Below are 25,866 nucleotides of genomic sequence, written 5' to 3' on the forward strand. Positions count from 1 at the left end.
GCGTTGTCGGCGCGGTTCTGACAGGCGTCAATATCGCCAGTCGCGCCCGCACCATTTTTCTACAACTTCCAAGGACTGGCGGTCATAACCTGTGCGCCATGACCGGAGACTGGCGCTTTCCTCCCTTCCTGCGGGTCCGTGGTGGCCCTTCGTCGCTGTTGAGCGTCACGATGCACGTTGCCGGTCGCCATTTCAAGCCGCTGCCCTGAGGGCTTGGCGCAATTGCCAAAAGTCGCGAATTACGGCGGCGACCAATGGTAAATTTAACCGAATGGCAAGTGCTTCTAGCCCATTGGAGTTGGCATGTCCGCCAACCTTGCGAGACAGGGCCCCGTCGCTGGGACCGCGCCGGATCCATCCGGCAATCGCGCGCTCGATCCGCGCGACGATACCCGTGCGCCCGGCCAAGACGAGGAAAAGCACAGGACCCGCAATAGTGCGGAAGCCCCCTTGGGGACTGGTGGGCGCTCAACCCATGCGGCCATAACCAACCGTGTCGAACGTCGGCGGGCCGAATTGCCTGATCTGGTTCAGTCGCTGATTGAGCCAAACTGGGTGCTGATGTCACCGGCCCTTTTAGGAGCGGTGATCCTTCTTGGCATTCAGACCTTCAAGGTACCGCGCATCTCGACGCTGCTGATGATCCTGGCCGCTTGCGCCTTGACCGCTTCAACCCGTTGGGCGCGGCAGTTCGAACAATCCAAGCTGCACACGCAGGGTGGGCGCTATACGCTCCATGCCCTGCTGGTTGGCGCTCCGATGCTGCTGTTCGGGGCGGCATTGGCCCGTTGGACCGCCAGAGTCGGCGCGCCCTGGCAGGATACGATGGGCATTCTCGTCATCGTTGGCGCGCTTGCAGCGGTGATCCTCAATCGCCGGGTCCCATCAATCATCATTGCGCAAGGCGCGCTGTGGGCGGGCGTGTCGATGACTGGCGAGGCGCGGGGCAATTTCTTCACGCTCATCGTTGGCGGACTTGTTGCGATCTATACCTCGATCCGGCAATCGCGGGCCGACCGGGAAGCCGCACAGCGCGATGCCGAACGCCAGCGAGCCCAGCTGCGCGCGGAGGAAATCCTCCACGAATACGAACAGACTGGACAGGGCTGGTTCTGGGAAACCGATCGGCGCGGGCAGTTGGTCTACGTTTCGCCGACGATCGGCAAGCTGCTGCAAAGGAAAACCCGCGACCTGGTGGGGCGCTCGTTTACCGAGCTGTTTGTGCCGGATCCCGCCGGACAGGAAAGCGAGCGGACGCTTGCGTTCCATCTCACCGCGCGCTCCAGCTTCAGCGAACTGGCGCTGCGCGCTGCAACCCAGCGCGAGGAGCGCTGGTGGTCGGTAAGCGGGCGTCCGATCTACGACAGTTTCGGCAATTTCGTGGGGTTCCGCGGATCGGGCGCGGATCTTACGGAAAAGAAGCGGTCCGCCGAACATGCTTCGCGCCTCGCTCATTACGATTCGCTGACCGGTCTGGCCAATCGCTTCCAGATGTCCCAGACGCTGGAGAAGATTCTCTCGGCGCCGAACATGGATCACCGTGCCTGCGCCGTGTTCCTGCTTGATCTCGATCGCTTCAAGCAAGTCAACGATACGCTGGGACATCCGGCCGGCGATGCGCTGCTCAAGCAGGTGGCGAGCCGACTTGTTCGGGCGGTCGGCGAAAGCGGGCGCGTGGGCCGTCTGGGTGGGGACGAATTCAAGGTCATCCTTGCCGGTCACCATCGCCGCGATGCCTTGGCTCAGCTTGCCAAGCGGATCATTCACGACCTGTCCGAACCATACCTCATCGAAGGCCACCGCGTCATGATCGGCGCTTCGGTCGGGATCGCGATGGCTCCGGACGACGGCGTCAGCAGCGAGGCGATCATCCGCAACGCCGACCTTGCGCTTTACGCGGCAAAGGATGGCGGACGCGGCCGCCATCACTTCTATGCGGCCGACCTGCACAGCGACGCGGAAGAGCGCCGCCAGCTTGAGCAGGATTTGCGCGATGCGATCACCAACGGCGGTCTCGAACTCTATTACCAGCCGGTTGTCCATACCTCGACCGAACGCATCACGGGCTTTGAGGCACTGCTGCGCTGGAACCACCCGGAACGCGGATTTCTCTCGCCCTCCCGGTTCATTCCGATCGCAGAGGATAGCGGCCTGATCGCCCAGATCGGGGAATGGGCGCTGCGCACCGCTTGCCGGGATCTGGCCGCTTGGCCAGAGAGCGTCCGCATCGCCGTCAACGTGTCACCGTTGCAGTTTGCAAATCCCGCGTTGCCGGCGATCATCACGAATGCCCTGGCTGCCGCCCAGGTCAATCCTGAGCGGCTTGAGCTTGAAATTACCGAAAACGTGTTCCTCAACGATGATGACGGCACCGAGGCGATGTTCACGGCGCTGAAGCGGGTCGGTGTGCGACTTGCGCTTGACGACTTCGGCACCGGCTATTCCTCGCTCGGCTATCTGAAAAAGGCGCCGTTCGACAAGATCAAGATTGACCAGAGCTTCGTGCGCGGCGCCACGATCGCGGGCAGCCGCAATGGTGCGATCATTACCTCGATTGTCAGTCTGGCTGAATCGCTCGGGATGGAAACAACCGCCGAAGGCGTGGAGACGCTGGACGAACTCGATCTGGTGCGAATGCTGGGTTGCAGTCACGTTCAGGGTTACATCTACGCCAAGCCGCTGTCGCGCGATCAGGCGACACAAAAGCTGTATTCCGGGCTTTCCGCCATCGCCAAGGGGCCAAGGGCAGCGCGTGCAGCTCGCCAGACGATGCTGCGCAAGGTGGTGCTCGACCACAACGGGCAACACTATCATGGCACGATCCGCAACCTCTCCACGACCGGTGCAATGGTCGAAGGCCTTTGGAATGTGCCGCCCGGCACGATTTTCCGGATCATCCTGGCAGAAGGCCAGACCGTCACTGCAACCACCCGGTGGAGCCAGGAAGATCGCATGGGAATGGAATTCGCGGCGCCGCTCGCGCTCGATGAAGGTGGGCGAATAGCGGTTGTTTCACAGATGGCGCCGGGTGCTCGGCTTCGAAATACGGTCCTCAGAAGGGATAATTGAACGCGGGAATGGCGGAAAATACGCGAATTTGCCTAGGCATTAGACTTTCGGAAACCATGCTTGCTTATAAATCGACGCTAACTGGTAACCGCGCGACAAAGGATTGAATTGGCGCCCATATGGCTGAAGTTGGGGGTTCACGGCTGGGACGATTTCGCAACTTGCTGGGGGGCAAGGGGGATTCGTCGTTGCAGGTGCCGACTGCGCCTGTCTCCAACCAGGAACTGCGCCAGGCCTTGCTTTTGCTGCGGGACTATGAATCGTCGGGAATCGGCTGGTTCTGGGCAAGCGACAGCGACGGCCGACTGACCTATATCTCTGATGTCGTGGCGCAGCGCATGGGGCGTTCGCGCGAAGAATTGCTGGGCCAACCGATCCAATCGCTGTTCCTGCTCGAACGCGACGAAGACGATACGGTCGAGCGGACGCTTCCGCTGATCCTTTCGGCCCGGAAGACCTTTATCGACCTGCCGGTGCGTGCGGCCCTCGATGACGCGGAAATCTGGTGGTCGATTTCGGGCCGGCCGCAGATTGGATCCGACGGGAATTTCGTTGGGTATCGCGGCAACGGAACGGATATCACCGCCACGCGGCAGAGCCAGCGGGATGCCTCGCGGCTTGCGCAATATGACTCGCTGACGGGCCTTGCAAACCGGCACCGCATGGGCAAGCGCCTCGGCGCGACCTTGACGGCATACAAGACCGCCAAGCGCGCGTGTGCGGTCATGATGATTGACCTCGACCGGTTCAAACAGGTCAACGATACCCTGGGTCACCCGGCAGGCGACGAATTGCTCAAGCAGGTTGCGCAGCGCTTGCAGCGGGTGGTCACGGACAAGAACTGCGAAATCGGCCGGTTGGGTGGTGACGAATTCCAGATCATGCTGCCCGATATCGACGATCGCGGCCGCCTGGGTGAAATTGCCAAGACGATCATCACGATGGTCTCGCAGCCCTATCAGATCGAGGGCAGCCGCTGCGTTATCGGCGCATCGGTCGGGATCGCGATAGCTCCGTATGACGGGATCACGAGCGAGGAAGTGGTACGCTCGGCCGACCTGGCACTCTATGCCTCGAAGGATGGCGGACGCGGCCAGTTCCGGTTCTATTCGAGCGACCTCCATTCCGAGGCCGAACGCCGCCGCCAGATCGAGGACGACCTGCGCGATGCGCTTGGCAACGATCAGATGCGGGTCGTCTACCAGCCGATTATCGATACGCTGACCAACAAGGTCGTGTCGCTCGAGGCCTTCACCCGCTGGGAGCACCCCGAACTGGGCGATGTGCCGCCGTCAATATTTATCCCGATTGCGGAAGAGGCGAACCTGATTGGCCCGCTTGGCGACTGGATCCTGAAGCAGGCTTGTGCCGATGCTGTGCAGTGGCCGGGCAGCCCGCGGGTTTCCGTCAACGTTTCGGCGGCGCAGTTCTCCAATCCGGGCTTTGCTGCGGTGGTAGCCCAGGCTCTGGCCCAATCCGAACTGGCGCCAGAGCGGCTCGAGCTGGAACTGACGGAATCGATCTTCCTGGGTGATCGCGCCGCGACCGAAGACATGTTCGTCGCACTAAAGATGCTGGGCGTGCGACTGGCGCTCGATGATTTCGGCACCGGCTATTCGTCGCTCAGCTATCTGCAGCATGCTCCGTTCGACAAGATCAAGATCGACAAGTCGTTCATCCGCGGCGTGACCGAAAAGGACAACCGCAACAGCGCAATCATCACGGCGATTGTTAGCCTGGCCGAAGCGCTCGGAATGGAGACGACCGCAGAGGGCATTGAGGCGCACGACGAACTCGAAGCCATGCGCCGCCTCAAGGTCGGGCAGATCCAGGGCTTTATCTATGCCGCAGCGGTCTCGTTCGAAGATGTCTGCGAAGCGATGATGAGCGGGGAATGGGTGATCGAACCCGATGGCCCCAGCAAGTACCGTCCGGAGCGTCGCACCGTGCTGCGCAAGGTTGGGTTGATCCACGAGGATCACCGCTATGAAGTCACCATGCGGAACCTGTCGCGTTCGGGCTGCATGGTCGAAGGTCTGGTCGATGTTCCCATCGGCACGCAGTTCGTGATCGACTTTGGCGAAGGCCAGCTATCCGTTGCGAACGTGCGGCGTTCGGCTGGATCGATGCAGGGACTGGAATTCGAACAGCCGTTGGTTGACGACGGGGCGGGGGGCCTTTGCACCCGCCATCGGGTATCCCCCTACGTTTTGGCTCAGGCCGGAATGCCGCTGACCGCACTGGCCCCGGGACAGTCGCCGATGCATTTGATGCAGCAGCCGGGGATGCCGATTTCCTTGCCGAAGTTCGGGCAGGTCGATCCCAAGGTGAAAAGCGTGCGGGCGGCCTGATTTTCGGGCGGGCAAGCAAGCCTGCTGACAGTTTGATCTTCTGCGGCTAAGGGCGCGGGATGACCGACCTTTCGCGTATCCGCAACTTCAGCATCATTGCCCACATCGACCACGGCAAGTCCACGCTGGCCGACCGCCTGATCCAGTTCACCGGCGGCCTGTCCGAGCGCGAGATGAGCGCGCAAGTCCTTGATAACATGGACATCGAGAAGGAACGCGGGATCACCATCAAGGCGCAGACGGTGCGCCTGAAGTACAAGGCCAAGGACGGGCTCGAATACGAGCTCAACCTGATGGACACCCCCGGCCACGTCGACTTCGCCTATGAGGTCAGCCGCAGCCTCGCCGCCTGCGAGGGCGCGCTGCTGGTGGTGGACGCGGCGCAGGGGGTCGAGGCGCAGACGCTGGCCAACGTCTACCAGTCGATCGAGCACGACCACGAGATCGTCCCCGTCATCAACAAGATCGACCTGCCCGCCGCCGAACCCGAAAAGGTCAAGAACGAGATCGAGGAGATCATCGGCCTCGATGCCTCGAACGCGGTGCTCACCTCCGCCAAGTCCGGCATCGGGATCGAGGACGTGCTCGACGCCGTGGTCGAACGCATCCCCGCGCCCAAGGGCGACCGCGCCGCGCCGCTCAAGGCCATGCTGGTCGACAGCTGGTACGATCCCTACCTCGGCGTCGTCATCCTGGTGCGCGTCATCGACGGCGCGATCAAGAAGGGCCTCCAGGTCAAGTTCATGGCCGGCGGCACCGAACACCTGATCGACCGCGTCGGCTGCTTCACGCCCAAGATCGAGCAGCTCGACGAGCTTTGCCCCGGCGAGATCGGCTTCATCACCGCCCAGATCAAGGACGTCGCCCAGGCCAAGGTCGGCGACACCATCACCACGGTCAAGCAGGGCGCGACCGAGGCTTGCCCCGGCTTCAAGGAAGTCCAGCCCGTGGTGTTCTGCGGCCTGTTCCCGGTCGACGCGGCCGACTTTGAAAAGCTGCGCGAGTCCATCGGCAAGCTGCGCCTCAACGACGCGTCTTTCAGCTTCGAAATGGAATCGAGCGCCGCGCTCGGCTTTGGCTTCCGCTGCGGGTTCCTGGGCCTGCTGCACCTGGAAATCATCCAGGAACGCCTCACCCGCGAATACGACCTCGACCTGATCACCACTGCGCCCAGCGTGGTCTACCGCATCCAGCTGCGCAAATCGAAGACCGACGACGCGCGCGAGATCATGCTCCACAACCCGGCCGACTATCCCGATCCCAGCCGGATCGAGCAGATCGACGAACCGTGGATCAAGGCCACGATCTATACCCCCGACGAATACCTCGGCTCCATCCTCAAGCTCTGCCAGGACCGCCGCGGCATCCAGACCGACCTTACTTACGTGGGCGGGCGCGCGCAGATCAGCTATGAACTGCCGCTCAACGAAGTGGTGTTCGATTTCTATGACCGGTTGAAAAGCATCAGCCGCGGCTATGCCAGCTTCGACTATGAACAGATCGGCCTGCGCGAGGGCGACCTCGTCAAGATGGGGATCCTCGTCAACAACGAGCCGGTCGACGCACTGTCGATGATCGTCCACCGCTCCGTCGCCGAGGAACGCGGCCGCCACATGTGCGAGCGCCTGAAAGACCTGATCCCGCGCCACCTGTTCAAGATCCCGATCCAGGCCGCGATCGGCGGCAAGGTGATCGCCCGCGAAACCATCGCCGCGATGCGCAAGGACGTCACCGCCAAGTGCTATGGCGGCGACATCACCCGCAAGAAGAAGCTGCTGGAAAAGCAGAAGAAGGGCAAGGCGCGGATGCGCGAGTACGGTAACGTGCAGATTCCGCAGGAAGCTTTCATTGCTGCGTTGAGAATGGGTGAAGAGTAGGCCCAAGGTCCACCCCCGACCCCTCCCGCATGCGGGAGGGGAGAAGCCCAGCGCACCCTTGCAAGTCCCCCTCCCGCGCGCGGGAGGGGTTAGGGGTGGGCACCCTTCCAATCCAACCACAAACACTTGCGGCCAATCCCCCCGCCAGTTACCCAACACCCCATGCCCGCGTTCAAACCGCGCAACACGCCCCGCGCCCGCGAACTGCGCAATGCCGCCACCCCTGCCGAGCGGCTGCTGTGGCGCTATCTCGCCCGCTCGCAACTTGGCGTGAAATTCAGTCGGCAAATGCCCGTCGGCCCATACTTCGCCGATTTCCTCTGCCGGGAACTCAACCTCATCGTTGAACTCGACGGCTTTTCGCATGACTTGCGGCAGGACCACGATGCGCGCCGCGATGGCTGGCTGCAGGCCAATGGTTTCCGGCTGGTGCGCTTCACCAATCAGGACGTGCTGGACAACGTCGAAGGGGTGGTAACCCGATTGAGCGAGCTTATCGCCGCATCAACCCACCCCCAACCCCTCCCGCAAGCGGGAGGGGCTAGGGGTGGGCGCTTGCATACCCGCCCTTGAGATTGCATCAGTAAGCAATCGGTTGGATTTTCGCCGGTAATTAGGGAAATGTAGCAAGGTATGACCTTCGGCGTTTTCATGCACAAGGATGGCTCGGTCTACGATGACATCCCCGAAATGCATTACCAGTTCCCGAAGAGCTATCTCAGCCGGGCCAAGCAAATGGTCGGCGACTGGATTGTTTATCGTGAGCCAGTGAAAATTCCCCAATCCAAGGGCTTTTTCGCTGTGGCGAAGGTCGCGAATATTATTTCTGATCCCGACGTAACAGATCGTTATCGTGCCTTGATTGAACCAGGTAGTTACCTACCGTTTTCTCCAACTGTTCCCCATGTTGTGGATGGTCAGCCTGTCGAAAGAGACTTGGCAAACGCACAGGCTGCGGTTCGTCTGCTGTCGAATTCAGACTTTGCCCGCATTGTCGCGCTTGGTTTGCCAGAGGAAGAATTTTTGCCTCGAACTGGAGATCCGGAACCCTTGGATCGAGTGCAAGAAGTTCGGGTTCCGTTCGAGGTTGAACGCCCTTTGGTTCAATCGCTTGTTTCACGCCCCTTCCGGGACCGTGCGTTTCGCCGAGCGGTGATGGAAGCTTATGATGGGCGGTGTGCGATCACTGGCTTCAAGCTCGTCAATGGTGGGGGGCGATTGGAGGCGCAGGCCGCACATATCAGGCCAGTTGAACATGGTGGACCCGATAGTGTCCGAAATGGTTTGGCCCTGTCGGGCACAGCGCATTGGATGTTCGATCGTGGCTTGATCGGATTTGCAGATGACCTTTCGATTCTGGTTCACCGCAAGGTGAATGACCGCGAAGGTGTGGAGGCAGTCATCAATAAGACAGGGCGGTTGCTCACTCCTGAAGTTGTCGCGTATCGACCACATCCGCAATTTCTGTCATGGCATCGACAGTTTCATGGCTTCGAACGCTGAGCACGTGATTGCCGTTCGATTGGGCTGACAGTGTGCCAAACTTTTACCCACCACCATCCTCCTCCGCCGCCGCCTGATACGCTTCCCACGCTTCGCGCACCTTCGGGCTCATCGCCGCAAGCCTGCGTTGGCGCATCTTCTCCAGCTTGGCGTTGAGCTGTTCGATCACCGGGGCTGCGTCGGCCTTGCTCTGGGCTTCGCGTTCGGCTTCCCATTCCTTGCGCCACTGCTTTTTCAGCCGCGATAGCTGGGTGGCGAGCTGCGGGTCGCCGATGGCGCTGCGCCGCGCGGTGACGCGGCCGTCGGCGGAAAAGCGGGTGGGGGCGCGGTTGCGCAAAAGGAACATCAGCAGGCGGTCGTTGTAGACCACGCGGCTGCCGATCAGCTTGCCATAGGAATAGACCGGCACTTCCTGGCCATGGAGCGCGCGCTCCATCGCGATGTCTTCCAGTTGCTGCACGCCCAGCGCCAGTGCGGTTTCCCAGGCCTGGCGAAAGCTCTCCGCCTCCGGGTGGCGGCGCAGTTGGTAGGCGCCTTCGGGCGTCATGTTGACGCGCTGGGCGGCGGCCTTGACGCTGCCGGTATCGGCCAGCGCCGCGATGAAGCCGCGCTGGCGCTCTTCCGTCCAGCCGTCGTGACGGTTGTAGTGGCGCGGGACGGGGCGGAAATCGGGGATCGTGCCGGGTTTGGGCGCACGGCGGGCCTTGGAAATGGTCATGGGGGCGGTCTCGAGCAGGGGAGGGCTTGGGAACATGACCGATGGGGCGGGAGTAGGAAAATTGTTTCGGGCGGGCGGCTTGGCCCTTGCGGCAACGCTAACGTTCGGTAGGATTGTCAGCAACGCATACAAACACGATCGGCCCCGGCGCCGGCAGGAGAGCGAGATGACTGAAGCCACGGCGCAGCCGGACGAGATCGAGGCGCGCGCGCGCACGTTCCCGGCGTGGATCCGCTATCTGGACGAGGGCGATTACGTCACCCGGCGCTATGTCAGCCAGGGGGCGGAGATCAACACCGGCGACTATGCAGACCACCAGATGCCGATGCGCGACGGGATGCCGATCCGCGATCACTTCACGCTCGGCACCCACGGCTTCATGATCGGGCGGCACCGCTCGGCCGTGGGGGATTTTGCCGACCGGGCGGTGGTTGACGCGCTCTATAACGACGAGGTGGCCGAGGCGGTGAAGGCGCTGACCGGGGCGAGCTTTGTCGCGGTGCAGGGCTGGATGCAGCGCACCACGGCCGACCTCTCGCAGCGCGCGGCGGAAAAGGTGGCGGGCTATCAGCATTCCGGTGGGCTGCAGCCTCAGGCGGGCGAGGCGCATATCGACTATAACCCGCTGACCGGCGAACGCGCCGGGGCGCGGCTCTATGCCGAGCGGCGGCCCGGCGGGCCGGGCTATTCGCGGCACTGCTGCTTCAGCTTCTGGCGCACCTTCAGCGAAGGGCCGCAGGACTGGCCGCTGGCGCTGATGGACGGGCGCTCGATCGTGGGGGACGAGCTGGCGAACAACACCCTGTTCGTGGTCGATGAGTTTCCGGTGGGCGAGGCGCTGACCGCGCCGGTCGTGGGCGAGGACCAGATGATCGCCGCCACGATCCTGCGCCAGCGCGATGCGCACCGCTGGTGGTACTTCTCGAACATGGACCGCGATGATGTGCTGCTGTTCAAGTTCTACGACAGCGACCATTCGGTCACCTGGCGCTGCCCGCACACCGCCTTTCACGACACCAGCCTGCCTGATACGAAAATCCGCTCCTCGATAGAGGTGCGCTGCGTGGCGTTCTGGGAATAAGGCTCAGGCGGCCGCGATAGCGGGGGCAGGGGAGGGCGCGGCGGCGTCCTCGACGATGCGGTTGCGGCCGCCGGTCTTGGCGCTGTAGAGCGCGGTATCGGCGCGGTTGAACAGCTCGCGCCAGTCCGCCTCGCCCGCGATCCGGCCCTCGGCCACACCGATGCTGACGGTGACCTGCTGGGCGTGCGGCATCGCGGCGTTGCGGATATCGGCCAGCACCGCGAGCGCAAGGCTGGCGGGGAGTTCCTCCGCCGTGCCCAGGATCGCGAATTCCTCGCCCCCGATGCGCGCCACGCTGCCGCGGATCTCGGCCTGGCAGGCGAGCCGCTCGGCCACGCGGACCAGCACTTCGTCGCCGGTGTCGTGGCCGAAGCCGTCGTTGATCGCCTTGAAGTTGTCGATATCGACCAGCATCAGCCGCAGATGCTCGCCGCCGCCGAGTGCCAGCGCGTTGTCGAGCAGCGCGCGGCGGTTGAGCAGGCCGGTCAGCGGATCGGACAGCGCCAGCTCGCGCGCCTGACGCTGGAGGCTTAGGAGGTTCACGACGTTGCGCTGGTTCTGGACGATCATGTGCAGCTGGAACGCGCCCGCGATCAGCAGGCTGACCGCCACCGCCAGGTCCATCCGGCTGCCCGAGGTGAACAGCAGCACCGACATCGGGATGAGGTTGATCCCCAGGTTGGCAATCGCCGCGACCCGCGCGCTCGATACGCAGTAAGCGGTCGAGAATGCGCCCAGCGCGATGATCATCGGGTAATAGATCCGCTCGGCCTCGGGCGCGCCGAGCCAGGAATAGACGCACCAGGTCGAACACATCACGGCGATCAGGCTGGATGAAATCGTGCCTTCGCGGATGAACTTGGCGGCGCGGCGCGGTTTGCCGACCAGGCGCAGGTCGCGGCTGACGTTGAGGAATCCGGCAAGGCAGGCCAGCGCCATCGCGATCGGGGTGCCAACGCGCACCCAGACATTGGCATCGGCTGACGCCGCGAGCGCGGCCGTGGGCGTCGTCAACAGCAGCGCAAGGAACAGCCAGCGCGATTGCTGCTGCAGCTGCGCGGCGGAAAGCAGCACGAATTCATCCCGGATTTCCGCCGGAATGGTGGGTGCGAAGAATTCGCGGATGCGCTGCCCCCGGGTGCTCATGCTGCAGATGAATACGGGGCGAACGTTGAAGGTTTGGTTAAGCTGCCGTGCTTGCAGGTATTTGGTTCAGAATGGTTTCTACGCGCCTGGTCCCGAAATCTTAACCATGTTGCCCTAACCCTGCGGCGCGACGCCAGACGCATCATCAGGAGCCAGGTCCATGCCGCATTGCGCGCCCGCCAAACCCTCTCTGCCCCAGAATGACACCGCAGCGAAGAAGATCGCGCGCGCGCTGCAACTCGATCTGACGCGGGTCGGCTACGAATGGACCACGCAGGTTCCCTCGCTGCCGCAAGTGCCGGTGGTGAAGGGTCTGCCGGCCGCCGAAACGCCAACGCTGACCTGGTGGGTGCTGCTGACCGAAATCTTCGTCAAGCTGGTCGAAAACCACCTTGCCGTGCAGCAGGAAGCGCAAAGCCGGGGCGCGGTGAGCGATAGCGCCGGGATCGCCGCGAGCGCGGCCATCGCCGCCGCGATCTCTGCCGAAGTCGCCGCGATCAAGGCCAAGATCGCCCACAACACCAGCGGCGGCACGATCTGGTCGCGCCTGGCGCAGGACGTCGAAATGGAGCTGCTCGCGCTGGGCGAAGAGGGGCTGGCGGCCCGCTTCGAGGATCACGCGCGCAAGCTTTGCGCAATCCTTGAACTGGGCGAGGCCAAGGAGGCGGCGCTGGGCAATGCCTTCCCGCGCAGCCTTGAAACCTATCGCGAGCTGTTCCGCGACGTGCCGCTGCCGGGGATCGCCTGGTGCTTTCAGGACGACCACGAATTTGCGCGCCTGCGCGTGGCCGGTCCCAACCCGATGCTGATTGCGCGGGTCGACGCGCTGCCCGCCAAGTTGCCGCTGACCGAGGCGCACTATGCCGCGGTCGTTAACGGCGACACGCTGGCATCGGCGATTGCCGAAGGGCGGCTCTATATCCTCGACTACGAAGCCCTGTCCGTGCTTGTCCCCGGCAGCACCGATGGGCAAGCGAAATACGTCTATTGCCCGATTGCGCTGTTCGCCGTGCCGCCGGGCGGGGCCAGCCTGGTGCCGGTTGCGATCCAGTGCGGCCAGGACCCGAACGAGAATCCGATCTTCACGCCAACCGTGCGCGCCGACGAGCAATGGGGCTGGGAAATCGCCAAGCTGATCGTACAGGTGGCCGATGGCAATTACCACGAACTGTTTGCGCACCTTGCCCACACCCACCTGGTGATCGAGGCCGTGGCCGTGGCAACCCGCCGCCACCTGGCCGAAGTCCACCCGCTGTGGGCGCTGCTGGTGCCGCATTTCGAAGGCACCTTGTTCATCAATTACGAGGCGGCGACATCGCTGATCACGCCGAACGGCCCGATCGACCGGATCTTCGGCGGCACCATCGCCTCCAGCCAGCAGATGGCCGCCGACGCGCGCTTTGCCTTCGATTTCAATGCCAAGATGCTGCCGCACGACCTCAAGGCGCGCGGTGTGGATGATGCTGGCATGCTGCCCGATTTCCCTTACCGCGACGATGCCTTGCTGGTCTGGCAGGCAATTCACGAATGGGTTCAGGGCTATGTCGGGCTCTATTACGCGGCGGACAGCGATGTGGTCGGCGATACCGAACTGGCCGCCTGGGCCGCGGCGATTGCCGGGGAAGGGCAGGTCAAGGGCTTTGGAGCGATAACCACGCGCGCACAGCTGGTCGATACCGCCACGATGATCCTGTTCACCGCCAGCGCGCAGCACGCGGCGGTCAACTTTCCGCAGGCCGCGATCATGGAGTTTGCGCCAGCCGTAACCGGGGCCGGCTGGCAGGCCGCGCCGCTGGAGCGGCACGGTCACGACCGGCAGGAATGGCTGAGCTATATGCCGCCATCGCAGCTCGCGCTGAAGCAGCTAGAGGTGCTCTACCTGCTCGGCTCGCTGCACTACCGCCCGCTTGGCACCTATCTCAGCCGCGATTTCCCGTATCCGGCGTGGTTTGCCGATCCGGCCGTGACCGGCCCGGAGGGGCCGCTGGTGCGCTTCCAGGGCGCGCTGATGAAGGTTGAAGAACGGATCGTTGCCCGCAACGCGCAGCGCCGCGTGGCCTATCCGTTCCTGCTGCCCAGCATGGTTCCGACCAGCATCAACATTTGAGCGCAAAACCCGGCGCGCGGGCTTGGCTTTCACTTGGCGTTCAGGCTGTGGCTGGTTATAGGCCATCCCCATGTACGCCCGATCGCCGCTGAAGCTCGCCATCCTCGCCACTGCCGCCACGGCGCTTGTCTTCACGTCTGGCTGTGCCGGCCGGGGCGGCAAGGCCAAGGATACGGCCTTCGTCGCGCGCGACGTCGATACGCTCTACATGGCGGCCAAGGACCGGCTCGATCGCGGCGATACCAAGATTGCCGCCGCCCTGTTCGACGAGGTGGAGCGCCAGCATCCCTATTCGCCCTGGGCCCGCCGCGCCCAGCTGATGAGCGCTTTTTCCTATTACGTCGCCCGCGATTACACCAAGGCGATTCAGGCAGCGCAGCGCTTCCTGTCGATCCACCCCGGCAACCGCGATGCGCCCTATGCCTATTACCTGATCGCGCTGTGCTATTACGAACAGATCAGCGACGTGGACCGCGACCAGAAGATCACCATGCTGGCGCTCGATGCGCTGAACGAAGTGGTGCGCCGCTATCCCAACACCGAATATGCCGCTGACTCGCGCATCAAGATCGACCTGGTGAACGATCATCTGGCCGGCAAGGAAATGGAGATCGGCCGCAGCTACGAGCGTTCGGGCAAGTGGCTTGCCGCCAACCTGCGCTTCCGCAACGTGATCGAAAAGTACCAGACCACCAGCCACGTGCCCGAGGCGCTGTTCCGCATGGTCGAAACCAGCCTGGCGCTGGGCGTACCCGAAGAAGCGCAGAAATATGCCGCCGTGCTGGGCGCGAACTATCCGGGTAACGAGTGGTACAAGAAGGCTTACGACCTGATGCAAAAGCACGCGCCGGGAATTTCCGCGCGCTAATCGCGCCGCGTTTCTACTTGGCAGGTTGACTTTTAAAGGCGGCGAGCGCTTTTGTGCGCTCTCGTCATGCTGTCACAGAAAACCCGCTACACGATCCGTGCCTTGCAGCACCTGGCCGACACCTGGCGGCAGGGGCCTGTGCGGCTCGACGCAATCGCCGAAAGCCAGAACATCCCGCGCAAGTTCCTGACCGTCATTCTGAGCGAGATGGTCCGCGAAGGGGTGGTGATTTCACACCGCGGGCGTGACGGCGGCTATGAACTGGCGCTCGCCCCGGTCGATATCCGTTATGGCGACATCATCCGCCTTACGCGCGGCAGCCTGGCGCTGGTGCCTTGTGCCGCGCGCAATGCGCATGAACATTGCGCCAATTGCCTACCCGAGGCGGAATGCCGCCTGCGCGGGCTGATGGTCACCCTGCGCGACGAAATGGCCGCGATGCTCGACAAGGTAACCCTGGCCGATCCGATTACGCCGGTACCGCCGTTCGACGGTACAGAGGACTGACCGCGGGCGAGGCTGCGCCGGTTGCGGCTTCGTGCAGGGCCGCCAGGAACTGGTCGGTTGCGCGGTCCCAGTTGAAGCCCGCGCCGATGACTGCCGCCGCCAGCGGATCAAGCCGCAGCGCCTTGCGGATCGCCATGTCGAGGTCTTCCTCGAGCACGCCGACCGTGGCGGGGAAGCTGCCGTCCGCGCCGCGCCCGTGCGCGCCAATGATGTCGAGCGGGCCAGCCACGGGATAGGCCGCCACCGGCACGCCGCAGGCCAGCGCTTCGATCAGCACCAGTCCGAAGGTATCGGTGCGGCTGGGGAAGACGAACACGTCGGCCGAACAATAGGCCCGGGCGAGGGCGTCGCCGCCGAGCGCGCCGAGAAAGCGGACGTCGGGATAACGGGCGCTGAGCGCGGCGAGGTCCGGTCCGTTGCCCACCACGACCTTGGTGCCGGGAACCTTGCTCTCAAGGAACGCGGGCAGGTTCTTTTCCGAGGCGACGCGGCCGACATAGAGCTGGATCGGGCCGGGCAGGGCGGCCAGTTCGGGCAGCGGCGCATGGCCGGGATGGAACAGGCTGCGGTCGATCCCGCGCGACCAGATCCGGGTTTGGCCAAGCCCGCGCGCGGCCAGTTCCGTGGCCAGCGAATGGGTCGATACCAGCACCGCGCGCGAAGGCGCGTGAAAGCGGCGGATGAACGGCCAGAACCGTTCCGCGTCCAGCCCGGTGCGCACCGCGGCATAATCCGGGAAGCGGGTGTGGAAGGCGGTGGTGAAAGGCACCTTGCGCGCCATGCACCAGCCCCGCGCGCTCCAGCCGATCGGCCCTTCGGTGGCGATGTGGACCACGTCGGGCTTGAAGTCGGTCAGCGTGCGCCGGGTGCCGAAACGCGGGGCGAGGGCGAGGCGGATCTCGCTGTAGCCCGGCAGCGGCAGGGTGCGGAACTGCGAGGGCGTGATCAGCTCGACCTCGTGACCGCGTTCGATCAGTTGGGAAACGGTCATCGCCAGCGAACGGACGACGCCGTTGACCTGCGGGTGCCAGGCGTCGGTGCAGATTGCGATTTTCATGCCGGTTCCTTTTCGGGCGCGATGTCGTTCTCGGTTTCGCTGGTGGTGCTTGCAGGCGCGCCCTTGGCGGCGGCGGCGGTGCGGTTTTCGGCTGCCCAGTCGACGATCGCCATCGCGCCGGTGTGGTCCTCGACCAGCGCCGTGCAGCTTTCGACCCAATCGCCGTCGTTGTAATAGGTGATCTCGCCGATCTGGCGGATTTCGGCGGAATGGATGTGGCCGCAGACCACCCCGTCGACCTGCCGGTCGCGCGCGGCGTGGGCGACGGCATCTTCGAAGGCGCCGATGAACTGGACCGCGTTCTTGACCCGCTTCTTGAGGTACGCCGACAGCGACCAGTAGGGCAGCTTGAAGCGCCGCCGCACGGAATTCAGCACCACGTTGAGCCGCAGCAGCAACGAATAGGCCTTGTCGCCGAGAAACGCGAGCCAGCGGGCGTAGAGCACCACCTGGTCGAACCCGTCGCCGTGGGTGATCAGCAAGCGGCGGCCGTCTGCCGTCACGTGGATCGCCTCGAGCGCGACCTCGACCCCGCCGAAGCTCATCCCGGCATAGGGGCGCAGCATTTCGTCGTGGTTGCCTGCAACCAGCACCACGTGGGTGCCGCGATGCGCCAGCTTGAGCACGCGGCGGACCACTTCGTTGTGGGCATCGGGCCAGTACCAGCCCTTGCGCAGCCGCCAGCCATCGACGATGTCGCCGACCAGATAGAGCGTCTCGCACTCGATCGAGCGCAGGAAATCGAGCAGCATTTCGGCATTGCAGCCGCGCGTGCCGAGGTGGATGTCGCTGATCCAGACGGTGCGATAACGCCGCTTGGGGCGGAACCCGCGCGGTTCGGGCAGGTCGAGCCAGGCGGGCAGGCTCTTGTCGCCAGTGGGGCGAATCGGCATCGGTCAGGTCCCCTTCGATTGGTTCATCGAAGTCGCCATTGGGCCGCCAGCATTGCGGTTGTGTGGCGATGTGACGCGACTGTGACAGTCGGGGAAAGCGGACCATTTCCCGGTGACGCGCGGATAATCGCGCGTTAGAACAGGCGGCGAACATGCTGACTCGTCTCTCTATCCGCAACATCGTGCTGATCGAGGCGCTGGACCTCGATTTCAGCGGCGGTCTGGGCGTGCTCACGGGTGAGACGGGAGCGGGCAAGTCGATCCTGCTCGATGCGCTGGGACTGGTGCTGGGCGCGCGCGCCGACAGCGGGCTGGTCCGCGCAGGGGAAGATCAGGCCAGCGTTACCGCCAGCTTTGAATTCGACCGGCTGCCCGCTGCGATCCGAACAGTTCTCTCCGAAGCGGAAGTGGACATCGAACCGGGTGAGCCGCTGCTGATCAAGCGCCGCCTCAAGGCTGACGGCGGCTCCAAGGCTTTCGTCAACGACCAGCCGGTCAGCGCCGCGCTGCTGCGCGAACTGTCCGCCTCGCTGGTCGAACTCCACGGCCAGCACGACGATCGCGGCCTCGTCAATCCGCGCGGCCACCGTGCGCTGCTCGATCGCTATGCGCGCGGGGATGTGGCCGGGGTGGAAGCAGCGTGGAGCGAATGGCGCGCGGCCCGCGACGAACTGGACGGCGCGCGGGCACGCGTGGCGCAGGCCAGTGCCGACCGCGACCTGCTGCTCGCCCACCTTGCCGAACTCACCGCGCTTGCCCCGGTCGAGGGCGAGGAAGCCGAACTCGCCGAAGCGCGCGCCGCGATGCAGAAGGGCGAAAGGCTGGCGGACGACCTTGCCGCGCTGCAAGCGCTATGGGCCGGATCGGATTCGGCGCTGGCAGCCCTGCGCAGCGCGGCGCGGCGGCTCGACCGGATCGCGGGCGAGCATCCCCTGCTGGGCGAGGCGCTGGCCGCGCTCGACCGCGCGGTGATCGAGGCGAGCGAGGCCGAGGACAAGCTGGAACGCGCCGCCGAGGCGCTGAGCCACGATCCCGCCGCGCTCGACCGGATAGAAACCCGCCTGTTCGATCTGCGCGCCGCCGCCCGCAAGCACGGCTGCCAGGTCGACGATCTGCCGCACACGATGCGCGAAATGCGCGCTAGCCTCGATGCGATCGAGGGCGGCGAGGCGCAGATTGCCGGGCTGGAAGCCGCTGCCGAGGCAGCGGGCAAGACCTATCGCGAGAAGGCCGAGGCGCTGTCCGCGCTGCGCAGCGAAGCCGCGTTGCGGCTCGATGCGGCAGTGGCCGGGGAACTCGCGCCGCTCAAACTCGATGCCGCGCGCTTCCGCACCAGCGTGACGCGCCTCTCCGAAGACCGGTGGAGCGGGGCCGGGATCGACGCGGTCGAATTCCTGATTTCCACCAATCCCGGCGCGGACTTTGCGCCGCTGAACAAGATCGCATCGGGCGGCGAACTGTCGCGCTTCATCCTCGCGCTCAAGGTGGCGCTGGCCGAAGAAGGCGGCGCGGCGACGGTGATCTTCGACGAGATCGACCGCGGCGTCGGCGGGGCCGTGGCCAGCGCCATCGGCGAACGGCTGGCGCGGCTTGCGAGCAACGGGCAGCTGCTGGCCGTCACCCACAGCCCGCAGGTCGCCGCGCGCGGCGGGCAGCACTACATGATCGCCAAGAGCTCCGAAGGCACGGTCACGCGCACCTCGGTCGCGCTGCTCGATGCTGGCGGGCGTAAGGAGGAGATCGCCCGGATGCTCTCCGGGGCGGAAGTGACTGCGGAAGCGCGTGCGCAGGCGGACCGGTTGTTGGAGGGAGTGTGACGATTATTTCCGAAGCCGAAGCCGCCAATGAACTGATGCGGCTTGCGCGGGCGATTGCGCACCACAACAAGCTCTATCACGCGCACGATGCGCCGGAGATTTCCGACGCGGAATTCGATGCGCTGGTGCGCCGCAATGCCGAGCTTGAGGCGGCTTTCCCGCACCTCGTGCGCGAGGATAGCCCGAGCCGCCTTATCGGCCACGATGTCGCCGCCTCGCCGCTGTCCAAGGTGGCGCACGAGGTGCGGATGTTCAGCCTCGACAACGCCTTTTCGGACGAGGACGTGGCCGATTTCGCGGCCCGCGTCCGCCGCTTCCTGGCGCTGGGCGAGGACGCCGAAGTGGTGATGACGGCCGAGGACAAGATCGACGGGCTGTCCTGCTCGCTGCGCTATGAACAGGGCAAGCTGGTGCGCGCCGCGACGCGCGGTGACGGGCAGGTGGGTGAGGATGTGACGCCCAACGTGCTGACGATTGCCGACATTCCGCACCAGTTGGCGGGCGAAGTGCCCGACGTGTTCGAAGTGCGGGGCGAGGTCTACATGAGCAAGGCCGATTTCGCCGCGCTCAACGCCGCACAGGAAGAACGCGGCGACAAGCTGTTTGCCAATCCGCGCAATGCCGCCGCCGGTTCGCTGCGCCAGAAGGACGCCAGCGTCACCGCCAGTCGCCCCTTGCGGTTCCTTGCCTGGGGCTGGGGCGCGGCGAGCGCCGTTCCCGCTAGCAGCCAGTTTGAAATGATGCAGCGGATTGCCGAATGGGGCCTGCCCGTCTCGCCGCTGCTGGCGCGATGCACTTCTGTCGAGCAGATGGTCGCGCATTACCGCAGCATCGAACACGCGCGCGCGGAAATGGGCTATGATATCGACGGCGTGGTCTACAAGGTTGACCGGCTCGACTGGCAGGGGCGGCTCGGCTTTGTCGCCAAGGCGCCGCGCTGGGGCATTGCGCACAAGTTCCCCGCCGAACGCGCCGAAACCACGCTGGAGGCAATCGACATCCAGGTTGGTCGCACCGGCAAGCTGACCCCGGTCGGGCGGCTGACGCCAGTCACCGTGGGCGGCGTGGTCGTTTCCAACGTCACGCTGCACAACCGCGACGAGATCGCCCGGCTTGGCGTGCGGATCGGCGACCGCGTGGTGATCCAGCGCGCGGGCGACGTGATCCCGCAGGTGGTCGAAAACCTGACCCGCGAGACAGAGCGCCCCGCCTATCACTTCCCCGACCATTGCCCCGAATGCGGCAGCGAAGCCGTTGCGGAAGAGGGCGAGGTCGATGTGCGCTGCACCGGCGGGCTGATCTGCCCGGCGCAGCGGACCGAGCGATTGAAGCACTTCGTCAGCCGCGCCGCGCTCGATATCGAGGGGCTGGGGGAAAAGACCATCGACGAGTTCTTTGCCCTCGGCTGGCTGGAAAGCCCGGCAGACATCTTCCGCCTGCGCAGCCGTCGTGCGGAAATCCTCGAGCGCGAGGGCTGGAAGGACAAGTCGGTCGACAACCTGATCGCCGCGATCGAGGCCAAGCGCAGTCCTGACGCCGCGCGGCTGCTGTTCGGGCTGGGCGTGCGCCATGTTGGCGCGGTGACGGCGCGCGATTTGCTCAAACGCTTCGTGACGCTTCCGGCGCTGCGCGACGTGGCCGAACGCGCCCACACGGGCGATGAGGAAGCGAAGGCGGAGCTGACTTCCATCGACGGGATCGGCCCCGCCGTGGTCGAGGCCTTGGGCGATTTCTTCCATGAACCGCACAACGGCGCGGTGTGGGACGATCTTCTGTCTGAAGTCAGCCCGCCGCCCTACGTGATCGAGACCAAGGACAGCGCGGTTGCAGGCAAGACGGTGGTGTTCACCGGCAAGCTTGAAACCATGAGCCGCGACGAGGCCAAGGCCCAGGCCGAACGGCTCGGCGCCAAGGCGGCGGGATCGGTTTCGGCCAAGACCGACCTGGTGGTCGCCGGGCCGGGCGCGGGCAGCAAGCTCAAGCAGGCGGCTGCGCTGGGGATCGAAGTGATCGACGAGGCCGCCTGGGCCGAGATCGTCAAGGCGGCGGGATAGGGCGGCGGTGCGGGCGATCGTTTTCGCGCTGGCCGCGCTGGCCTTTGCACCCGCCGCATGGGCGGCAGAGCCTGCGCCGCAGGTGTCCGAGCCGAAGCAGGGTTTCAAGGCAAAGAACCCGCTGGAAGAGGCGTTGATCCTGGCCGCGACCGATCCTGAACAACGAGACGCCTTCAACAAGTTGCTGCTCGAATCGGAGGTCTATCTGGCCACACCCGAAAGGCCTGCCGAGGCCGGGGAAAGACAGTTGAAGGCGGGCGAGAAGTTGAACCTGCTCAACGCGAGAGACCAGGATGGCAAGTCTATCCCCGCGATCTTCACCTCGATCGGGCGCATCGCGGCCTTCTTTGGCCCAGGCACGGGCTATATCGCCATGAACGGGCGCGCGGCACTGGAAATGCTGGCAGATGGTCCCGACGGGAAAGCGGGCGGGGTCGTGCTCAATCCCGGCGCCGACTATGGCGTCTATTGGACTGCCAGCGACGTTTCCATGCTGCTTGGCCGCCCCGTTTCGCGCACCTTGAAAAAGGACACGCCAATCGAAATGGGGCAGGCCAAGCAGCGCCCCGACCGGTTGATTGCCGGAATCGAGGCTATCGCTGCTGGTGACCCCCGGATCAGTGAAGTCTGGCTGGCGCTGGCCCACTGGCCCGAGACGGACGAGTGGGTCTGGTTGCTGGAAGTCGGCACCACAGCTCCGCGTGACGAGGTCGCGCCGTTGTTCGGCAAACTGTCGGGGGCGGATTTTTTCGACGGAAAACCACTCGACGTGATCATTCTGCCACCAAACCAATTGCACCGCGCCGGATATCGGATAAAACCCGCCAAAGCCAACTGACGGGTCGCAAATGCTCAACGAATTCAATCTGATCGCGGCACGAATTGCCGCTGCGCTGAAGGATCGGCGCGAAAAGATCGCGGTGGCCGACGGGGCGACCGGCGGACTGATCTCGGCTTCGTTGCTGACGGTGCCGGGGGCGCTCAAGTTCTTCGTCGGCGGCGGGATCGTCTATTCGTTCAAGGCGCGCGACGTGATGTTTGCCCTGCCGCGCGGGGCCTATGAAGGAATGCAGTCCGCGACGCCGGAATATGCCCTGCTACAGGCGCGCGCGATCCGCGAGCGGTTCGGGGTGGCCTGGGGGATCGCGGAGAGCGGTTCGGCCGGCGGCAGCACCCATCCGCTCGGCGTGCCTTCGGGGCAGAGCTGCTGCGCGGTGGTTGGCCCGGGGATCGAGCGGGTGCGGGTCAGCGAAACCCACAACGACGACCGCATCGCCAACATGGCGCTGTTTACCCGCAATGCGCTGGAACTGCTGGACGAAACGCTGGCGCTCGATCAGGGCGCGATCAGTCCGGCATTCGGTTAGTCGCGCAGGCCGTTCGACCAGTCCTCGGCGTGGCCGGACTGGCAGATCCGGTCATAGAGTTCGCGGTTTTCGCGGATCCACAGCATCCCTTCCATGTCCTCGCGCTCAAGCGGCTGGGCGAAGCGCAAGCCGCATTCCTGCCCCTCGCTCCACACCACGGTCGCGAACAGGCGCAGCTCGTGGAACACAAGCATCAGCGAGCGTCCCACTGGCAGCGGCTGCGGCAGACGGATATGGGCGCCAGTCGCGGAAATGTCCTCGATCAGGCAGGGGCGGGTTTCGTGGGTCAACAAGAGCGAGGCGGGCACGGCCAGCCGCAGCCGGTTGGACCGGCGCGCACCGTGGCGGTTTGAAGGGATCCCCTGAAAGCCCATGAGCGGCAGGGTAGCCCGCCCAGGTTAACACAATTTTATCGGATCAGGCGTGCTCCTGGGCCTGGGCGATTGGCGCGCCGGTGCGCCTTACGGCTACGATCAGCACGCCGATCAGCGCGATGGCCGAACCGGCGATGGTCCGCGCATCAAGCTGGTCGCCGGTGATCAGCACGCCAAGCCCGATCGTCGAGAGCGGGGTGATGAGGGTGAGCGGGGAAAGCAGGTTCGCCTCGTATCTGGCGATCAGGCCGTAATAGGCCGTATGCGCCCCGACCGAGACCACCAGCGCCGAAAACAGCAGTGCCGCCAGGAACGGCAGCCCGGCCGTGAACGAGGCGGCGATCTGGCCATGCTCGACCAGGGCAGAGGCCACCAGCAGGGGCGCGGCCGATACCAGGCCAACCCAGGCCTGGAACCGCAACGGGGCGATTTCCTCGGCCTGCTTCATCAGGATCGCGCCGAGCGAGCCGGAAAAGGCCGCGCCCAGCACGAACAGCAATCCGCGCGACAGCGCGATGCCCGGATGCCAGACCACGATCAGCACGCCGGCCAGCGTCAGGCTGATCCCCAGCGCGCGGCGCCAGTGGATCCGCTCGCCCAGCATCACGATCGAGAGCAGGGTGGTGATCGGCACCCCGGCCTGAACCACGACCGCCGCCGCCGATGGCGTCGAAGTCTGCAGGCCGACAAACAGCAGCGCGAAATTGCCCGCCCCCATCAGCAGCCCGATTGCGACGATCCGCCACAGCGGACGCGGCACCGGACGTAGCCAGGGCAGGGTGGCCAGAACGACGATCGCAAAGCGCACCCCGGCAAAGAACAGCGGCGGAACCCCCCAGTTGCCGACCACGATCTTGGACACGACATTGCTCATCGCCCAGATCAGGCAGACGCAAACCAGCAGGATGAAGTCGCGCAGGTTCATGGCTGGCGCGCAGTCGCCCGCTTGCGCAGCCACAGGATCGACCAGTCGCCATTGACGAGCCGCTTGGCGAGCCGCAGCCCGGCGCGGCGGCAGGCGGCGCGCACTTGCGGCTCCTGCGTTTCCAGCAGACCGGCGAGCAGCAGGTGCCCACCCGGCACCAGCGCCTTGCCGAAATCGGGGGCGAGGGAAATCAGCGGCCCGGCCAGGATATTGGCGATGACAAGGTCATAGGGGCCGCGCGCTTCGAGCAGCGGGTGGTCCATCCCGTCGGCGGCGAGCATCACGAGTTCGCCGCCGCGCCCGCCCGTCGCCACGCCGTTGTCGGCGGCATTGTCGGTCACCACGCCAAGGCACACCTCGTCGATGTCGCTCGCCGTCGCCAGCGCGCGCGGCCACAGGTCAAGCGCGGCGAAGGCGAGCAGGCCCGTGCCGGTGCCGATATCGGCCAGATTGCGGATCACCACACCCTCGGCCTTCATATGGGTCAGCATGGCAAGGCATCCGGCGGTGGTGGCGTGCTGGCCGGTCCCGAAGGCCTGACTGGCGGGAATGCAGAAATCGCGCACCCCCGGTTCGCTGAGCGCAGGGTGATCGGGGGTGTGAACGTAGAATTTGCCTGCCCGGATCGGTTCCAGCCCCTGCTGGCTCTGGGTCAGCCAGTCGACGTCGGGGAGGCGCTCAATCTCGAACTTTGGCGGCGTTCCGGCGAACAGGTCAGCCACGGCCTGTTGGTCGGCCTTCGAGGGCTTGCGCGGCAACCAGGCTTCAAGCTGCCAGTCGTCGGGCTTGTCCTCGGCGATTTCGCTGCCGGAAATGACGATGTCGTAATCCCAGTCGAGCGCGTCCTCGTGGGCGAGCAAGGCGCCTTCGATGACGGCACGCGGGGCAAAGGCGGTGATTTTCCAGCTTTGTTCAGCGGACATAGCTCGCCCCGTTCGCATCGAGCACCGCGCCGGTCATGCTTTCGGGCGCGTCGAGCGCGCAGAATACGGCCATGGTCGCGATTTCCTCGGGCGTGGCGACCCGGCCCAGCGGAATGTCGGCGAGCAGGCCGGGGCCGCCCCGGCTGGCGAGGTAATCGTCCGCCATCGCGGTGTCGGTAAAGCCCGGGCAGATCGCATAGCTCATCACGCCCTTCGCCGCATATTGCCGGGCGATGGTCTTGTGCATGGCGATCATCCCGCCCTTGGCGGCGGCATAGTGCCAGTGGTCGGGCGAGTCGCCCCGGTATCCGGCGCGGCTGGCGATATGGACGATCCGGCCCGCACGGCTGCCTTCCAGCCAGTGCTTCACGGCAAAGCGCGAGAGTTCCGCCGCGGCGGTCAGATTGATCCGCAGGGTATCTTCCCAGTTGTCGAGCCATTCGATGTCGGACAGGCCAAGCGGATTCGCCTCGAACAGCCCGGCGTTGTTGATCAGCAGGTCGATCCTGCCGCCGCTGCGCGCCAGCGCCTGTTCCCAGATTCGCGAAGGCGCGGCGGGATCCGCCAGATCGGCGGGAATCGTCTGCGAATCGACTGCGCTGCGGGCATGGCCGATCACGGTGACGCCGCGCGCGCGCAGGGCGGCGGCAGTAGCGGCACCGATCCCGCGCGAGGAGCCGGTGACAAGAGCGGTAAGGGTGGTCATGCGGCTTGCTCTAGGCGAGTGCGAGAAAACCGCCAAGCCACGGCTTGCACAGGGCGGCGTTTTGATTAAGGGGGGTGCGCAAGGGCGCTTGCCGCCCGCATCAGCAATCTAAGGGGATACCGCCGCATGGCCGCCGCGAAGAACCGTCCGATCTCGCCGCATCTGCAAATCTGGCGTTGGGGGCCGGCAATGCTGGTTTCCATCCTGCACCGCGTGAGCGGCGATGGCATGGCCTTCGTCGGCCTGGGTGTGCTGCTCTACTGGCTCGGCGCGCTCGCCGGGGGTGAGGCAAGCTACAACGCGTTCCTGACCCACGCCGGCGCCTGGTACGGCAAGGTCGTGCTGGTCGGCCTGACCTGGGCCTTCTTCAATCACATGTGCTCTGGCATCCGTCACTTCGTGCTCGATATCGGCGCGGGTTTCGAACTGAAGAGCAACGCTTTCTGGTCGGCCGCAACGCCGATCATCGCCATCGTGCTGACTGTCGCCACCTGGGCGACGGTCCTCCGCTGAGGTTGACGCA

General features: G+C 64.9%; 23 protein-coding genes. 15 read left to right on the top strand and 8 right to left on the bottom strand.

Going from position 1 to position 25,866, the window contains the following annotated elements:
• The 6 genes from ACE3SN_RS02620 to ACE3SN_RS02645 all read left to right on the top strand — a co-directional run.
• The coding region (locus tag ACE3SN_RS02620) for a hypothetical protein (protein WP_374527189.1) at positions 1-209 on the top strand (209 nt) is incomplete at its 5' end.
• A 352-nt stretch (positions 210-561) separates the two neighbouring features.
• Positions 562-3,069 (top strand): EAL domain-containing protein, encoded by a 2,508-nt coding sequence (locus ACE3SN_RS02625; RefSeq protein WP_374527190.1) that lies wholly within the window; start codon positions 562-564, stop codon positions 3,067-3,069.
• Positions 3,070-3,263: 194 nt separating this feature from the next.
• Positions 3,264-5,420 carry a putative bifunctional diguanylate cyclase/phosphodiesterase gene (locus tag ACE3SN_RS02630; protein WP_374527191.1) on the top strand — a complete coding sequence of 719 codons (2,157 nt, stop codon included), beginning with the start codon at positions 3,264-3,266 and terminating at the stop codon, positions 5,418-5,420.
• A gap of 59 nt (positions 5,421-5,479) precedes the next feature.
• A complete protein-coding gene (gene lepA, locus ACE3SN_RS02635) occupies positions 5,480-7,297 on the top strand; it encodes a translation elongation factor 4 (RefSeq protein ID WP_374527192.1) in 1,818 nt (605 codons plus the stop codon).
• Between the two features lie 162 nt (positions 7,298-7,459).
• Positions 7,460-7,870, top strand: a complete 411-nt coding sequence (locus ACE3SN_RS02640; RefSeq protein WP_374527193.1) for an endonuclease domain-containing protein — start codon at positions 7,460-7,462, stop codon at positions 7,868-7,870.
• 60 nt (positions 7,871-7,930) lie between these two features.
• Positions 7,931-8,800, top strand: coding sequence for an HNH endonuclease (locus ACE3SN_RS02645; protein WP_374527194.1), 870 nt, complete (start codon positions 7,931-7,933; stop codon positions 8,798-8,800).
• Between the two features lie 43 nt (positions 8,801-8,843).
• Here ACE3SN_RS02645 and ACE3SN_RS02650 read toward each other — a convergent pair whose 3' ends face one another.
• Complete coding sequence (locus ACE3SN_RS02650; RefSeq protein ID WP_374527195.1) at positions 8,844-9,518, bottom strand: hypothetical protein; 675 nt, start codon at positions 9,516-9,518, stop codon at positions 8,844-8,846.
• Positions 9,519-9,684: 166 nt separating this feature from the next.
• On the opposite strand from ACE3SN_RS02650, the gene ACE3SN_RS02655 reads away from it, so the two are divergent.
• Complete coding sequence (locus ACE3SN_RS02655) at positions 9,685-10,599, top strand: CmcJ/NvfI family oxidoreductase (RefSeq protein ID WP_374527196.1); 915 nt, start codon at positions 9,685-9,687, stop codon at positions 10,597-10,599.
• Between the two features lie 3 nt (positions 10,600-10,602).
• Here ACE3SN_RS02655 and ACE3SN_RS02660 read toward each other — a convergent pair whose 3' ends face one another.
• Positions 10,603-11,745 (bottom strand): diguanylate cyclase domain-containing protein, encoded by a 1,143-nt coding sequence (locus tag ACE3SN_RS02660; protein WP_374527197.1) that lies wholly within the window; start codon positions 11,743-11,745, stop codon positions 10,603-10,605.
• A gap of 160 nt (positions 11,746-11,905) precedes the next feature.
• Between ACE3SN_RS02660 and ACE3SN_RS02665 the strand changes: the two genes are divergently transcribed.
• The 3 genes from ACE3SN_RS02665 to ACE3SN_RS02675 all read left to right on the top strand — a co-directional run bounded on the left by ACE3SN_RS02665 (position 11,906) and on the right by ACE3SN_RS02675 (position 15,227).
• Positions 11,906-13,852: a lipoxygenase family protein gene (locus tag ACE3SN_RS02665; protein WP_374527198.1), complete on the top strand. Its 1,947-nt coding sequence runs from the start codon at positions 11,906-11,908 to the stop codon at positions 13,850-13,852.
• A 70-nt stretch (positions 13,853-13,922) separates the two neighbouring features.
• Positions 13,923-14,720, top strand: coding sequence for an outer membrane protein assembly factor BamD (locus ACE3SN_RS02670; protein WP_374527199.1), 798 nt, complete (start codon positions 13,923-13,925; stop codon positions 14,718-14,720).
• Between the two features lie 66 nt (positions 14,721-14,786).
• Positions 14,787-15,227, top strand: coding sequence for an Rrf2 family transcriptional regulator (locus ACE3SN_RS02675; RefSeq protein ID WP_374527201.1), 441 nt, complete (start codon positions 14,787-14,789; stop codon positions 15,225-15,227).
• Here ACE3SN_RS02675 and ACE3SN_RS02680 read toward each other — a convergent pair.
• Entirely contained in the window at positions 15,190-16,284 is a 1,095-nt protein-coding gene (locus ACE3SN_RS02680) for a glycosyltransferase family 4 protein (protein ID WP_374527203.1), read from the bottom strand. The genes ACE3SN_RS02675 and ACE3SN_RS02680 overlap by 38 nt on opposite strands.
• Positions 16,281-17,177, bottom strand: a complete 897-nt coding sequence (locus ACE3SN_RS02685; RefSeq protein WP_374527205.1) for a UDP-2,3-diacylglucosamine diphosphatase — start codon at positions 17,175-17,177, stop codon at positions 16,281-16,283. The genes ACE3SN_RS02680 and ACE3SN_RS02685 overlap by 4 nt, the downstream gene beginning before the upstream one ends.
• A gap of 152 nt (positions 17,178-17,329) precedes the next feature.
• On the opposite strand from ACE3SN_RS02685, the gene recN reads away from it, so the two are divergent.
• The 4 genes from recN (at position 17,330) to ACE3SN_RS02705 (ending at position 22,415) form a co-directional block, all read left to right on the top strand.
• Positions 17,330-18,994 (top strand): DNA repair protein RecN, encoded by a 1,665-nt coding sequence (gene recN, locus ACE3SN_RS02690; RefSeq protein WP_374527207.1) that lies wholly within the window; start codon positions 17,330-17,332, stop codon positions 18,992-18,994.
• Positions 18,995-19,029: 35 nt separating this feature from the next.
• Positions 19,030-21,048: an NAD-dependent DNA ligase LigA gene (gene ligA, locus ACE3SN_RS02695; RefSeq protein WP_374527285.1), complete on the top strand. Its 2,019-nt coding sequence runs from the start codon at positions 19,030-19,032 to the stop codon at positions 21,046-21,048.
• Between the two features lie 82 nt (positions 21,049-21,130).
• Positions 21,131-21,886, top strand: coding sequence for an enhanced serine sensitivity protein SseB C-terminal domain-containing protein (locus tag ACE3SN_RS02700; RefSeq protein WP_374527209.1), 756 nt, complete (start codon positions 21,131-21,133; stop codon positions 21,884-21,886).
• Positions 21,887-21,896: 10 nt separating this feature from the next.
• Complete coding sequence (locus ACE3SN_RS02705; protein ID WP_374527211.1) at positions 21,897-22,415, top strand: CinA family protein; 519 nt, start codon at positions 21,897-21,899, stop codon at positions 22,413-22,415.
• Here the strand turns inward: ACE3SN_RS02705 and ACE3SN_RS02710 are convergent.
• From ACE3SN_RS02710 to ACE3SN_RS02725, 4 genes are read right to left on the bottom strand one after another with little or no spacing between them, the layout of a single operon-like run.
• Positions 22,412-22,789: a PilZ domain-containing protein gene (locus ACE3SN_RS02710; protein ID WP_374527213.1), complete on the bottom strand. Its 378-nt coding sequence runs from the start codon at positions 22,787-22,789 to the stop codon at positions 22,412-22,414. The two genes, ACE3SN_RS02705 and ACE3SN_RS02710, sit on opposite strands and share 4 nt — an antisense overlap.
• Before the next feature lie 43 nt (positions 22,790-22,832).
• Complete coding sequence (locus ACE3SN_RS02715; protein ID WP_374527215.1) at positions 22,833-23,714, bottom strand: DMT family transporter; 882 nt, start codon at positions 23,712-23,714, stop codon at positions 22,833-22,835.
• Positions 23,711-24,637, bottom strand: coding sequence for a 50S ribosomal protein L11 methyltransferase (locus ACE3SN_RS02720; protein ID WP_374527217.1), 927 nt, complete (start codon positions 24,635-24,637; stop codon positions 23,711-23,713). Before ACE3SN_RS02720 ends, ACE3SN_RS02715 begins: the two co-directional genes overlap by 4 nt.
• Entirely contained in the window at positions 24,627-25,343 is a 717-nt protein-coding gene (locus ACE3SN_RS02725) for an SDR family NAD(P)-dependent oxidoreductase (protein WP_374527219.1), read from the bottom strand. Before ACE3SN_RS02725 ends, ACE3SN_RS02720 begins: the two co-directional genes overlap by 11 nt.
• 126 nt (positions 25,344-25,469) lie before the next feature.
• On the opposite strand from ACE3SN_RS02725, the gene sdhC reads away from it, so the two are divergent.
• Positions 25,470-25,856 (top strand): succinate dehydrogenase, cytochrome b556 subunit, encoded by a 387-nt coding sequence (sdhC, locus tag ACE3SN_RS02730; protein ID WP_374527221.1) that lies wholly within the window; start codon positions 25,470-25,472, stop codon positions 25,854-25,856.
• Positions 25,857-25,866 lie beyond the last annotated feature (10 nt).

Origin of the sequence: Novosphingobium sp., assembly GCF_041915465.1 — a bacterium.
Lineage (GTDB): Bacteria > Pseudomonadota > Alphaproteobacteria > Sphingomonadales > Sphingomonadaceae > Novosphingobium.

What these genes read in the sequence shown, in the direction of transcription:
- ACE3SN_RS02625 (WP_374527190.1), top strand. Translation starts at nt 562, where the DNA reads ATGTCACCGGCCCTTTTAGGAGCGGTGATCCTTCTTGGCATTCAGACC.
- lepA (WP_374527192.1), top strand. Translation starts at nt 5,480, where the DNA reads ATGACCGACCTTTCGCGTATCCGCAACTTCAGCATCATTGCCCACATC.
- ACE3SN_RS02640 (WP_374527193.1), top strand. Translation starts at nt 7,460, where the DNA reads ATGCCCGCGTTCAAACCGCGCAACACGCCCCGCGCCCGCGAACTGCGC.
- ACE3SN_RS02645 (WP_374527194.1), top strand. Translation starts at nt 7,931, where the DNA reads ATGACCTTCGGCGTTTTCATGCACAAGGATGGCTCGGTCTACGATGAC.
- ACE3SN_RS02650 (WP_374527195.1), bottom strand. Translation starts at nt 9,518, where the DNA reads ATGACCATTTCCAAGGCCCGCCGTGCGCCCAAACCCGGCACGATCCCC.
- ACE3SN_RS02655 (WP_374527196.1), top strand. Translation starts at nt 9,685, where the DNA reads ATGACTGAAGCCACGGCGCAGCCGGACGAGATCGAGGCGCGCGCGCGC.
- ACE3SN_RS02660 (WP_374527197.1), bottom strand. Translation starts at nt 11,745, where the DNA reads ATGAGCACCCGGGGGCAGCGCATCCGCGAATTCTTCGCACCCACCATT.
- ACE3SN_RS02665 (WP_374527198.1), top strand. Translation starts at nt 11,906, where the DNA reads ATGCCGCATTGCGCGCCCGCCAAACCCTCTCTGCCCCAGAATGACACC.
- ACE3SN_RS02670 (WP_374527199.1), top strand. Translation starts at nt 13,923, where the DNA reads ATGTACGCCCGATCGCCGCTGAAGCTCGCCATCCTCGCCACTGCCGCC.
- ACE3SN_RS02675 (WP_374527201.1), top strand. Translation starts at nt 14,787, where the DNA reads ATGCTGTCACAGAAAACCCGCTACACGATCCGTGCCTTGCAGCACCTG.
- ACE3SN_RS02680 (WP_374527203.1), bottom strand. Translation starts at nt 16,284, where the DNA reads ATGAAAATCGCAATCTGCACCGACGCCTGGCACCCGCAGGTCAACGGC.
- ACE3SN_RS02685 (WP_374527205.1), bottom strand. Translation starts at nt 17,177, where the DNA reads ATGCCGATTCGCCCCACTGGCGACAAGAGCCTGCCCGCCTGGCTCGAC.
- recN (WP_374527207.1), top strand. Translation starts at nt 17,330, where the DNA reads ATGCTGACTCGTCTCTCTATCCGCAACATCGTGCTGATCGAGGCGCTG.
- ligA (WP_374527285.1), top strand. Translation starts at nt 19,030, where the DNA reads ATGCGGCTTGCGCGGGCGATTGCGCACCACAACAAGCTCTATCACGCG.
- ACE3SN_RS02705 (WP_374527211.1), top strand. Translation starts at nt 21,897, where the DNA reads ATGCTCAACGAATTCAATCTGATCGCGGCACGAATTGCCGCTGCGCTG.
- ACE3SN_RS02710 (WP_374527213.1), bottom strand. Translation starts at nt 22,789, where the DNA reads ATGGGCTTTCAGGGGATCCCTTCAAACCGCCACGGTGCGCGCCGGTCC.
- ACE3SN_RS02715 (WP_374527215.1), bottom strand. Translation starts at nt 23,714, where the DNA reads ATGAACCTGCGCGACTTCATCCTGCTGGTTTGCGTCTGCCTGATCTGG.
- ACE3SN_RS02720 (WP_374527217.1), bottom strand. Translation starts at nt 24,637, where the DNA reads ATGTCCGCTGAACAAAGCTGGAAAATCACCGCCTTTGCCCCGCGTGCC.
- ACE3SN_RS02725 (WP_374527219.1), bottom strand. Translation starts at nt 25,343, where the DNA reads ATGACCACCCTTACCGCTCTTGTCACCGGCTCCTCGCGCGGGATCGGT.
- sdhC (WP_374527221.1), top strand. Translation starts at nt 25,470, where the DNA reads ATGGCCGCCGCGAAGAACCGTCCGATCTCGCCGCATCTGCAAATCTGG.